General features: G+C 40.9%; 7 protein-coding genes. 4 read left to right on the top strand and 3 right to left on the bottom strand.

The window, feature by feature from the left end; all coding sequences use genetic code 11:
• Positions 1–12: 12 nt before the first annotated feature.
• Positions 13–1,089, bottom strand: coding sequence for a glutamine-hydrolyzing carbamoyl-phosphate synthase small subunit (carA, locus tag PHT93_RS03310; protein ID WP_300239438.1), 1,077 nt, complete (start codon positions 1,087–1,089; stop codon positions 13–15).
• A 19-nt stretch (positions 1,090–1,108) separates the two neighbouring features.
• A complete protein-coding gene (locus tag PHT93_RS03305; protein ID WP_300239435.1) occupies positions 1,109–2,989 on the bottom strand; it encodes an amidophosphoribosyltransferase in 1,881 nt (626 codons plus the stop codon).
• A gap of 583 nt (positions 2,990–3,572) precedes the next feature.
• Between PHT93_RS03305 and gltB the strand changes: the two genes are divergently transcribed.
• From gltB to asnB, 3 genes are all read left to right on the top strand, one after another.
• Complete coding sequence (gltB, locus tag PHT93_RS03300) at positions 3,573–8,084, top strand: glutamate synthase large subunit (protein WP_300239432.1); 4,512 nt, start codon at positions 3,573–3,575, stop codon at positions 8,082–8,084.
• A 23-nt stretch (positions 8,085–8,107) separates the two neighbouring features.
• Positions 8,108–9,541 carry a glutamate synthase subunit beta gene (locus PHT93_RS03295; protein WP_300239430.1) on the top strand — a complete coding sequence of 478 codons (1,434 nt, stop codon included), beginning with the start codon at positions 8,108–8,110 and terminating at the stop codon, positions 9,539–9,541.
• Positions 9,542–9,605: 64 nt separating this feature from the next.
• A complete protein-coding gene (gene asnB, locus PHT93_RS03290; protein WP_300239428.1) occupies positions 9,606–11,288 on the top strand; it encodes an asparagine synthase B in 1,683 nt (560 codons plus the stop codon).
• A gap of 85 nt (positions 11,289–11,373) precedes the next feature.
• Here asnB and PHT93_RS03285 read toward each other — a convergent pair whose 3' ends face one another.
• A complete protein-coding gene (locus tag PHT93_RS03285) occupies positions 11,374–11,937 on the bottom strand; it encodes a 30S ribosomal protein S16 (protein ID WP_300239426.1) in 564 nt (187 codons plus the stop codon).
• A gap of 285 nt (positions 11,938–12,222) precedes the next feature.
• Here PHT93_RS03285 and PHT93_RS03280 point away from each other — a divergent pair, with 285 nt between their 5' ends.
• Complete coding sequence (locus tag PHT93_RS03280) at positions 12,223–12,873, top strand: NAD(P)-dependent oxidoreductase (protein WP_300239424.1); 651 nt, start codon at positions 12,223–12,225, stop codon at positions 12,871–12,873.
• The last annotated feature ends 151 nt before the right edge of the window (positions 12,874–13,024 follow it).

Here is a 13,024-nt window from a genome sequence, read left to right as displayed (position 1 = left end):
TTACTCTTTTACTTATAACATCTCTACGAATTTGTCAAACATAAATTCCGTATCCGTAGGCCCGCTACAGGCTTCAGGGTGGAACTGAGCAGAGAAGAACGGCTTGCTCTTATGCCGGATACCCTCATTGGTGCCGTCGTTCATATTAATAAAAAGCGGTTCCCAATCGATACTTAATGATTCGTTGTCAACCGCATAACCATGATTTTGAGAAGTAATAAAACACTGATTCGTTCCGACTAACCTCACGGGCTGATTATGACTTCGATGTCCGTATTTGAGTTTATATATCTTTGCGCCTCCCGCTTTGGCTAATAACTGATTTCCCATACAAATTCCGCAGATAGGTTTATTTCCTTTCAATGCTTTGCGAATGTTTTGCACCGCCGCATCACAGGTATCCGGGTCTCCCGGGCCATTAGAAAGAAAGAGACCGTCGAACTCTAATTGATTAAAGTCGTAATCCCATGGAACACGTATTAGCGTAATATTTCGTTTGAGTAAACTACGGATGATATTGTGTTTGACACCACAGTCTAACAATACAACTCGTTTGCTGCCTTCCTGTCCGGGATAAGTAATCACTTCCTTACAAGATACTTTAGCAACCTGATTGATCAGATTCGGATCGATAAATTCTACATCTTCATTGTTGATGACAATCTTTCCTTTCATACTTCCTTTTTCACGAAGCAATTTGGTCAGTGCCCGCGTGTCGATTCCATAAATACCGGGAACTTTTTCACCTTTTAACCAGTCTCCCAAACTTTCTTTTGCATTCCAGTGACTGTATTCGCGACTGTAATCACTAATGATAATTGCCTCAGCGTGGATACGTTCACTTTCCATAAATGTTGCCATACCGTTATCATTAAATGTACGTTCCGGTACTCCATAATTACCAACCAAAGGGAAGGTGAGAGTCATTAACTGGCCTGCATAAGATGGGTCGGTTAAACTCTCCGGGTAACCCATCATGGCTGTGTTAAATACTACCTCGCCGGCAACAGACTTTTCGTAACCAAAGGAATAGCCTTCAAAGACGCTGCCGTCGTCCAGAATCAAAGTTGCTTTTTTGTCTATCTGCATATAAAAACTCTATGTTTTGTCATTTGACTAAATACTCTTCTTCCATATAATGAATAAAGGCTTCGTTTACTAAGCGAGTACCACCGGGTGTAGGGTAATCACCTGTGAAATACCAATCCCCCGGATGATTCGGACAGGAATCATGAAGACCATCAATTGTTTGATAAACGATTTCAACTTTAGCCTTAGTTTCTTTCGGTGTAAGCAGTTCGGCCATCTTTACCGATATTTCTTCATCAGTAAACGGTGCATAAATCTCTTTCACATAATTAACAGGATATTTTTCTGATTCTTGCTGCTCTTTTGCTTTCTTATAACTTTCCAGAATGATATGAGCCTGCCCTCTCTCATGCAATAAAGCCACAGCAGCTTTAAAGGCAATGAATTCATTCATGCGCGACATATCTATACCGTAATAATCCGGGTAGCGTACTTGTGGAGAAGAGGAGACAATCAATATCTTTTTAGGGTTAAGCCGATCAAGAATGCTGATAATACTCTGTTTCAGAGTCGTTCCCCTCACGATGCTATCATCAATCACTACAAGATTATCTACATAAGGTTCCAGACTGCCGTACGTTATATCATATACGTGTGCCGCCAGGTCATTCCTGCTGTTTCCTTCTGCAATAAAAGTCCGTAGTTTAATATCTTTTATGGCTACTTTCTCACAACGCACTCTCATCGAAAGTATTTGATCAAGTTCTTCAGGAAAAAGCTTTGACCAATTTGAAATAGCCTCTTTCTTTTTCTCATTCAGGTAATCTTCCAACCCTTCCTGCATTCCGAAATAGGCCACTTCTGCCGTGTTCGGGATAAATGAAAATACTGTGTGCTGAATGTCAAAATCAATTGCTTTCAGGATTGGTTTGACTAAATTACGGCCTAAATGCTTTCTTTCATTATATATATCTTTGTCACTGCCGCGTGAAAAATAGATCCGTTCAAAGGAGCATGCCTTTAATTCCTTTGGCTCTACAATTTGGTGCAGTTGAATCTCTCCACTATTCCTTATCACAATAGCCTGTCCCCGTTCTATCTCTTTTACTTTTTCTGCTTCCACATTAAAAGCCGTTTGAATAACCGGACGTTCCGATGCTACAACCACGATTTCATCATCTGCATAATAGAAGGCAGGACGTATCCCCCATGGGTCACGTACGCTGAACGACTCGCCGCTTCCGGTAACACCGCAAATTACAAAACCTCCATCCCAGGACGGAGCACAGCGTTTAAGTACATTGGCTATATTTATATCTTTCTCAATGTCGTGAGTAATATCCATTCCTTTCCGGCCTGCATTTTCACTTATCTGATATAACCGCTCCACTTCTCTGTCCAAACGATGCCCTACTTGTTCAAGCATGATAAACGTATCTGCATATTGGCGAGGATGCTGACCTATTGCTGTTATTTCGTTGAAAACATCGTGTACGTTGGTGAGATTGAAATTGCCGCAAAGGGCTATGTTTTTGGCGCGCCAGTTGTTTCGGCGCATAAATGGATGAACATAAGAAATACCGGATCTACCGGTGGTACTGTAGCGCAGGTGTCCCATGTAAAGTTCTCCTGCAAAAGGAAGTGTTGTTTTAGCGTAATTCGGATCGTCTCGTTTTTCTTTAGGAATGTCTTTAAAGTTCTGATGTACTGCTGAAAATATTTCTGTAATAGCCCCAGTTCCGACTGCTCTTTCTCTAAACATATATTCTTTTCCGGGGCTTGCTTCCAGTTTTACGCAGGCTAAACCTGCCCCTTCCTGTCCGCGATTATGCTGCTTTTCCATCAGCAAATAGAGTTTATTAAGCCCATACATCCAACTGCCATACTTCTGCTGATAATATTCCAGCGGTTTAAGCAGTCGTATCATAGCTACGCCACATTCGTGCTTAAGTTCTTCCATGAAATGATTACTGTATTCGTTAATACCGGTGCAAAGATACAGACATTCTGTAACAAAAAAGTCATCTCGAAATAAAAAAAATGATTGTTTGCCTGTTTAATTTTTATTCAATAGCATCTTAATAGATGCCGGTTTTACCATTTTATCTATCTTTCTAATGCAACAACCCTGTATACAATTTTTCAACATATTCCTTTCTGTATTTATTACAGAAAACATTCATACAAATCAATTACTGGTTAGATATCACCCTAAAGAGTATTGAAATAGAGTGGACTCGTGAAAGTTTGATTATTCTTTGTGTTTGTGAAAAGTCTAATCGGATATCTTTTTGTTAATAAATTATTAAAAATAAAATCAAAATGATTTTTCTTTTTGTTTTTAGTTAAAATAACGACTTTTTGTTTTAGATTATAAGGATAACTGGTGTTTTTTGTTTTAATATGTAAGTTTTCTCTCTGTAAAGATGATTTAAATGATTGTAAAATGATTTATATTCTATTCTAAAAGAAATATAAACAATATATTTGCTATTCAAAAAGATTTATTAATAGTGTATTTTTAAACACAAAGTCAGCAAAAGATGGTTATGATGAGTCATTTTAATAAAAAGAGGGGTTTGTATGATCCTTCTAACGAACACGACGCTTGTGGAGTCGGTATGTTAGTGAATATTCAAGGTGAAAAATCACATGATATTGTAGATTCTGCTCTTCGTGTTTTAGAAAATATGCGCCATCGTGGAGCCGAAGGGGCTAACAAAACCGGAGATGGTGCCGGTATTTTGCTACAAATACCCCATGAATTTATTTTACTTCAGGGAATTCCTGTTCCCGAAAAAGGGAAATATGGTACGGGTTTAGTCTTTTTACCAAAAGATGAAGAAGAGCAAGCTGTTATTTTGAGTATTTTTATTGAAGAGGTTGAGAAGGAAGGTCTTTCTCTTATGCATCTTCGTAAAATACCGGTTAATACAGATATTCTTAGTCCGGAAGCGCAATCAACAGAACCGGATATTAAGCAATTGTTTATTACAGGTTGTAATGATCAACAGACGCTTGAGTTAAAACTTTATCTGATTCGTAAGCGTGTAGAAAAGAAGGTATCAGTATCGTCTTTGAAACATAAAGAAGATTTCTATGTAGCATCTTTGTCAACAAAGATGATCGTTTATAAAGGAATGTTGGAGTCCATGCAGTTACGGCAGTATTTTCCGGATCTGACGAATCATTATTTTACCAGTGGGCTTGCTTTGGTGCATTCACGTTTTAGTACGAATACATTTCCAACCTGGAGTCTTGCCCAGCCTTTTCGGTTATTAGCACATAATGGTGAGATCAATACAATTCGCGGTAATCGCGGATGGATGGAAGCGCGGGAAAGTGTGTTGTCTTCTCCTGCAATTCCGAATATAGAAGAAATACGACCCATTATACAGGCGGGAATGAGTGACAGTGCATCTTTAGATAATGTATTGGAGTTCTTTGTTGCTTCCGGTATGAGTCTTCCTCACGCCATGGCGATGATGGTGCCTGAAAGTTTTAATGATAGTAATCCTATTTCTGAAGAACTAAAAGCTTTTTATGAATACCATTCTATTTTGATGGAGCCTTGGGATGGCCCGGCGGCATTGCTTTTTAGTGATGGACGCTATGCCGGCGGTATGCTTGACCGTAATGGTCTTCGTCCTGCTCGTTATCTGATTACAAAAGATAATACAATGCTTGTTGCTTCTGAAGTGGGGGTTATGGATTTTGAACCAAACAATATCAAGGAAAAAGGACGTTTGCAGCCTGGAAAGATATTGATGATTGATACAGAGAAGGGGGAGATCTATTACGATGGTGAATTAAAGCAACAGTTGGCTGAGGCAAAGCCTTATAAAACCTGGTTGGCAAATAACCGTGTGGAATTGAACGAACTGAGATCCGGTCGTAAAGTAAGTAATGCGGTTACGAATTTCGATAAAAAACTTCGTGCCTTTGGTTATGGACGTGAAGATGTGGAACGTATCCTGATTCCTATGTGTACAGGTGGAGCAGAGCCTGTCGGATCAATGGGGAACGATTCGCCCTTAGCTGTATTATCCGAACGTCCTCAATTATTATACAATTATTTCCGTCAGCAGTTTGCGCAGGTAACAAATCCGCCGATTGATCCGATTCGAGAAGAATTAGTTATGAGTCTTACTGAATATATCGGAGCTGTCGGTGAAAATATATTGGTGCCAAGTGAAGAACATTGCAAGATGGTGCGATTGAATCATCCCATCTTGACAAATACTCAATTAGACATTCTTTGTAATATTCGTTATAAAGGATTTAATGCCGTGAAACTCTCTACATTGTATGAAGTCGGCAAAGGAAAGAAAGGGCTTAAAGCCACGTTGGATAAGTTATGCAAACAAGCAGAACAGTCCGTAACAGACGGGGTTAATTATATCATTCTGAGTGATAGAAATGTTGATGAAACGTTTGCTCCCATACCGTCTCTTTTGGCTGTAAGTGCAGTCCATCACCATCTTATTTCTGTACAGAAACGGGTTCAAACAGCGCTCATCGTAGAAACCGGAGAGTTGCGGGAAGTGATGCATGCGGCTTTGCTTCTGGGATACGGAGCCAGTGCTGTCAATCCTTATATGGCGTTTGCGCTAATCGACGATATTGTCAAGAAGAATCAGATACAGTTAAACTATGAAACTGCAGAGAAGAATTATATAAAAGCGATCTGCAAAGGGTTGTTTAAGGTCATGAGTAAGATGGGAATCAGTACCATCCGGAGTTATCGTGGGGCAAAATTGTTTGAAGCTGTTGGGTTGAGTAAGGATTTGACTAAAGCGTATTTCGGAGGGACTGCAAGCAATGTTGGCGGAGTAGGTCTGGAAGAGATTGCCGGAGATATAGCACGTTTGCATCAGGAAGGATTTGAAGGACAGCTTCATGAAATGCTTGACCATAAGGGTATATATAGTTTCCGTATGGATGGGGAAAAACATGCCTGGAACCCCGAAACGATTGCGTCATTACAATTAGCGACTCGCTTAGGTAGTTATAAGAAGTTTAAGGAATATTCTTCTTCTGTAGATAATAAGGAAAATCCTATTTTTTTACGTGATTTTCTAACTTTTAAAAAAGGAAAGTCGATACATATAGATAAGGTTGAACCGGTTTCCGAGATCATGAAACGTTTTGTGACCGGAGCAATGAGTTTTGGTTCTATCAGTAAAGAAGCGCACGAAACAATGGCGATTGCCATGAACCGGATTCACGGTAAAAGCAATACCGGAGAAGGTGGAGAAGACCCGACTCGTTTCAAACGGCGTGAAGATGGATCCTTATTGCGCTCTGCTATCAAGCAAGTTGCTTCGGGACGGTTCGGGGTGACGACAGAATATTTAGTTAATGCAGACGAGATACAGATAAAAATAGCCCAGGGGGCAAAACCGGGTGAAGGCGGACAGCTACCGGGCTATAAAGTCAATGACGTTATTGCTCGCACAAGACATTCTATACCGGGTATATCGCTGATTTCACCTCCTCCACATCATGATATTTATTCAATTGAAGACTTAGCACAACTGATTTTTGATCTTAAGAATGTTAATCCAAGTGCGGAGATCAGTGTTAAGTTGGTGTCTGAAAGTGGAGTAGGGACTATTGCTGCCGGTGTGGCTAAGGCAAAAGCAGATCGTGTGATTATCTCCGGAGCAGAAGGTGGAACAGGGGCTTCTCCGGTTAGTTCAATTCGTTATGCAGGCTTGCCTCCTGAACTCGGACTTTCGGAGTCTCAGCAAACGTTGGTGATGAATAATCTTCGAGGACAGGTACGTTTGCAAACTGATGGACAGTTAAAAACAGGACGAGATATTCTTTTGATGGCTCTTCTTGGTGCTGAAGAATTTGGTTTTGCAACATCGGCGCTGATTGTATTAGGTTGCGTGATGATGCGTAAATGCCATATGAATACATGCCCGGTGGGGGTTGCTACTCAAGATGAAGAACTACGGAAACGTTTTCTTGGAAAAGCAGATTACTTGGTGAATTTCTTTACGTATTTGGCTGAAGAAGTCAGGGAGTACTTAGCCGAAATGGGGTATGAAAAATTAGACGATGTTATCGGACGTACCGATTTAATTGTTCGTAAACCGTCTGATGGCGTTGTAAAACACGATTTACTTGATTTTGGTTTCTTATTGCATTTCCCGGAGGAGGGGAAAAAGAATGCGATTCTTCGCGTGACGAAACAGGTGCATCTTATTGATGATGTAAAGGATCGTACAATTATTCGTCAGGCTAAATCAGCTATTGAGAATAAACAAGAAGTTTCTTTGGATTATACGATAACCAATACGGAACGTTCGGTTGGGGCTATGCTTTCCGGAGAGATTGCAAAACGTTATGGAAATGAAGGTCTTCCCGATAATACGCTTAATGTAAAGTTTAAAGGTTCTGCCGGACAAAGTTTTGGCGCTTTTCTTGCGCACGGCATACATTTCCGTCTTGAAGGGGAATCGAATGATTACCTTGGAAAAGGACTTAGCGGAGGACGTATTAGCCTTATGCCTCCAATCCGGTCAACATTCGTTGCCGAACAGAACACGATTGCCGGAAATACGTTACTCTATGGAGCAACTGATGGTGAGGTTTATATAAACGGCCGTGTAGGTGAGCGTTTCTGTGTCAGGAATAGTGGTGCCATAGCTGTTGTGGAAGGAGCCGGAGATCACTGTTGTGAGTATATGACCGGAGGACGTGTTGTTGTTCTCGGAAATACGGGACGGAACTTTGCCGCCGGTATGAGTGGTGGTGTCGCTTATGTATGGAACAAAGCCGGTGATTTCGATTATTACTGCAATATGGAGATGGTCGAACTTTCACTTATTGAAGATAGTCCGGCTCGTAAGGAATTACTCGGACTGATTCGTAAACATTACCATTATACCGGTAGTCATTTAGCCGGAAAAATGCTTGATGATTGGGATAAGTACGTGGATGAATTTATTCAGGTAATTCCGATCGAATATAAGAAAGTTCTTCAGGAAGAACAGATGAAGAAGCTGCAGCAAAAGATTGCTGAAATGCAGCGTGATTATTAATCAATAAGTTTAATTGTCTGAAAATGGGAAATCCTAAAGCGTTTTTAAATATACCTCGACAGGAAGCCGGATATCGTCCTGTCTTAGAAAGAGTAGAAGATTATAGTGAAGTAGAACAAACACTCAATACAAGCGATCGGCGTAAACAGGCATCGCGTTGTATGGACTGCGGCATACCTTTTTGCCATTGGGCTTGTCCGGTAGGAAACAAACAACCTGAATGGCAGGAGCTATTGTACGAAGGAAGATGGAAAGAAGCATATCATGTCTTGTCTCTTACCTGCGATTTTCCTGAATTTACCGGCCGTATTTGTCCTGCACCATGCGAAAAAAGTTGCGTGTTGAAGTTGAGTGCAGACTCTCCGGTGACTATTCGGGAGAATGAAGCATCCATTGCCGAAGCTGCGTTTCGGGAAGGATATGTAAATGTAAAGATACCGGTACGTAATGGCAAGACGGTTGCGGTTATCGGTAGTGGTCCTGCCGGATTGGTGGTGGCTAATCAATTAAACAGAAAAGGATATACCGTAACTGTTTTTGAAAAGGACGAATTACCGGGAGGTTTGTTGCGTTTTGGTATTCCGAACTTCAAATTGTCTAAAAATATTGTTCAACGTCGTATTGACCTGATGACTGCCGAGGGGGTGATCTTTAAGACAAATACGATGGTTGGAAAGGAGATTCTTGCCCGTGAAGTCGTTGATAACTTTGATGCGGTATGTGTAGCTATTGGTGCGGAAGTTCCTCGTGATTTGCCGGTAGAAGGGCGTAATTTGAAAGGTGTTCATTTTGCAATGGAATTTCTCGGCCAACAGAACCGTATGCTGGAAGGAATACCTGTTCCTCCTAAAAATCAGATTAGCGCTAAAGGTAAAAGAGTGCTTGTTATCGGTGGTGGGGATACGGGAAGTGATTGTGTGGGTACTTCAAACCGTCATGGAGCGAAAAGTATTCTGCAGATCGAAATTATGCCTAAACCACCGGTTGGTCATAACCCCGAAACCCCTTGGCCAATGTATCCGCAGGTGCTGAAGACCAGCAGTAGCCACGAGGAGGGTTGCGAACGGAGATGGAACTTAGCTACTTGTCGTTTTATTGGTGAACGCAATGTCTTGAAAGCCGTAGAGGTGGAAGAGGTAGAATGGATTAAACCAGCTGTGGGCGGTCGTCCGGAAATGAAGATGACAGGCAAGAAGGAAGTTATCGAGGTTGATCTTGTTTTTCTTGCGATGGGCTTTGTACATCCGGAACAGGAAGGGTTGATAAAAGAACTGGAATTGGCCACAGATGCGCGTAAAAACATAGCTGTCGATAAACAATTACGAACAGCAAATAACAAAATATTTGCCTGTGGAGATGCTATAACAGGAGCAAGTCTTGTGGTTCGTGCCATGGCGTCCGGACATAAAGCTGCCGATGCTATTGATGCTTTCCTTAAAGAGAAAAAAAATAAATAATAGAGTCAAAACGTGAGGGGATAATTTTTGATATACTCTCAATCTAAAACAAAAACAACGAATTATGTGTGGTATTACAGCAATTTTTAATATCCATGATGATGTGCAGTCGCCTAGGGGAAAGGCTTTGCGACAACAAACGTTGAAGATGAGTAAACGTATTCGTCATCGCGGTCCCGATTGGAGCGGAATATACGTAGGGAAAAGTGCCATTCTTGCTCATGAGCGACTTTCTATTGTTGACCCGGCTTCGGGGGGACAACCTTTGAAGAGTAAAGACGGTAAATTAATTCTGACAGTTAACGGAGAAATATATAATCATCTTGAGATACGGGAGCAACTGAAAGATGAATATGAATTCCAGACCGGATCAGATTGTGAAGTGATCCTTGCTCTTTATAAAAAGAAAGGACCTGCTTTCCTTGAAGACCTGAACGGAATATTTGCCTTTGCTCTTTATGACGAAGAGAAAGATGTTTATTTGATAGCTCGTGATCCGATAGGAGTAATTCCACTATATATCGGTTTTGACAGTGAAGGACATCTTATGGTATCTTCGGAATTGAAAGGCCTTGAAGGATATGCTGTAGAGTACAAACAATTTCAGCCGGGACATTATTTTTATAGCGAAGATCGTGAGTTGACAAAATGGTACACGCGCGATTGGATGGACTATGAAAATGTGAAGAATAATCCGGCAAGTGTTGAGGAACTTCATGATGCTCTGGAAGCAGCCGTTCATCGGCAGTTGATGAGTGATGTGCCTTATGGCGTGTTATTGTCCGGGGGGTTAGACTCTTCTATCACATCAGCCATCGCGAAAAAATATGCCGCAAAACGTGTTGAAACAAATGGTAAAGATGATGCATGGTGGCCGCAGTTGCATTCTTTTGCCATAGGATTGAAAGGTGCACCAGATCTGAAAGCGGCAAAAAAAGTAGCCGATTATATAGGAACGATTCATCATGAAATCCATTATACTATAGAAGAAGGCTTAGATGCCGTTCGCGATGTGATTTATAATATTGAAACTTATGATGTAACAACGGTGCGGGCTTCAACTCCAATGTATCTCATAGCCCGTGTTATTCGTAGTATGGGGATTAAGATGGTGCTTAGCGGAGAAGGAGCAGATGAAGTCTTCGGCGGTTATTTGTATTTCCATAAAGCACCAGATGCAAAGTCATTTCACGAAGAAACACTCCGTAAATTGAGTAAATTGTATCTGTACGATTGTTTGAGAGCAAACAAAAGCCTTAGTGCCTGGGGGGTAGAAGGTCGTGTTCCATTCTTGGATAAAGAATTTCTTGATGTAGCTATGCGCCTCAATCCCGAAGCGAAGATGGCGCCGGGAAAAGTGATTGAAAAGAAGATCCTCCGTGAGGCATTTGCCGACTTATTACCGGAAGAAATTGCTTGGAGACAAAAAGAACAGTTTTCGGACGGGGTAGGTTATAACTGGATCGATACATTGAAAATAATTACTTCCGAAGCAGTCTCCGACGAAGATATGACACATGCCGCTCAACGCTTTCCGATTAATCCGCCGCAAAACAAAGAGGAGTATTATTACCGTACAATCTTTGAAGATCACTTTCCGAGCGAAAGTGCAGCTCGTAGCGTACCTTCAGTTCCCAGCGTGGCTTGTTCCACTGCAGAAGCATTAGCATGGGACAAAGCTTTTCAGAATACGAATGATCCGAGTGGTCGCGCCGTGAAAGATGTTCACGAGTCAGGTTATAATTAAATTCTTATATTCATTTTTGATCAACAGAAAAGGCCGCCTCAATTGTATTTGAGACGGCCTTCTTCTTTATGACTAAACTCAGAACTTATTCTGCGCTTGCTTCAGGAGCGGTTTCAGCGGCTGGTGCAGCTTCTTCTGCTGCAGGTTCAGCGTTCGCTTCTGCCTCAGCTTCTGCTTTAGCAGCAGCAAGTTCAGCTTTTTTCTTCGCTACTTTTTCTGCAATAGCTTTATTTGTTTCTTTTTCTGCTTCTAAGCGAGCTTTTTCTACAGCTCTTATCGCTTCAGATTCTTTCGTTTTTACAGATTGGATACTGGCTTGTTTATCTGTTAACCAAGCTTGGAATTTAGCTTCTGCAGCGCTTTCGTCAAAAGCACCTTTCTTCACTCCTTCAAGTAAATGCTTTTTCATGCAAACACCTTCACGAGAAAGAATGTTACGAGTTGTGTCTGTAGGTTGAGCACCTACTTGTAGCCAATACAAAGCTCTTTCGAAATTCAAATCTATTGTAGCAGGATTAGTGTTCGGATTATAAGAACCTATCCTTTCAATAAACTTTCCATCACGTGGAGCCCTGCTGTCTGCGACTACGATCTGATAAAAAGCATACCCTTTACGACCGTGTCTTTGCAATCTAATTTTTGTTGCCATGTTTGAATAATTAATTTATGCGTTTGTATTGCGGGTGCAAATATAGGAAATATTATTAAATCCTAATAGGTTGTCATGTGAAAAACAGATAATCTTCAGTTTTACAGCTCTGTTTAGGCAAACGACGGAATGTTAATAATCGGTAAATAATAGGATTTATAGCTTGTCCGAAGTGCAGTTATTCAGTAATTCTTACATTGAGGTAACTACCTAACCTCAATGTTCCTTCTTGTTTTGTTGCTTTATAAACAATAAGTTTGAGTAAATAAATAAGATTAGAATTGTATGAAAAAAGTTGTTTTAATAGGAGCTACAGGTTTTGTAGGCTCTGCCATACTTAAAGAAGCTTTAAGTAGAGGAATTAATGTTACCGCAGTTGCCAGACATCCTGAAAAGATTTCTGAAAAAAGTGATCACCTGCAAACTGTTGCTGCTGATATCTTTTCCGAAGATGCAGTTGTTGATCTGGTGAAAGGATATGACGCTGTAATTAGTGCTTATAATCCCGGCTGGACAAATCCGAATATTGTTGAAGACACGGAAAAAGGATATACTTCTATTATTAATGGGGTAAAGAAAGCGGGTGTTAAACGACTGCTGATCGTAGGAGGGGCGGGAAGTCTCTATGTTTCGCCTGGAAAAACAGTCTTGGATTCCGGTGTTATTCCCGATGCAATATTACCTGCTGTAAAATCATTGGCGCAAGTATTGAAAGAAAAACTTCTCCCTGAAAAAGAGTTAGACTGGGCTTTCTTTAGTCCGGCAGGAACAATCGAACCGGGAGAAAGAACAGGAAAATACCGTCTTGGCCTTGATGACCTGATCATAAATGTAAATGGAGAAAGCAAGATATCTGTAGAAGATTATGCAAAAGCAATGATTGATGAGTTAGAAGCTCCACAGCATCATCATCAGCGATTTACAATCGGATATTAACCCCTTGAGGCTCCCTTGTCTTTTCTCCTGACTTTGACGGTTTATTTTCGAAAACGAATGATTTTCAGTGTCTTTTGTTTTTGTTTAGACACTACACCTAATTTCTACTATCCAGTTTAAATGGTACGGTATGCCTTTTCATTTTCATGGC

This window comes from Massilibacteroides sp. (assembly GCF_028705895.1).
GTDB lineage: Bacteria > Bacteroidota > Bacteroidia > Bacteroidales > Tannerellaceae > Massilibacteroides.
Note: the sequence above shows the minus strand (reverse complement) of the source record. Positions and strands in the feature narration are given on the sequence as shown.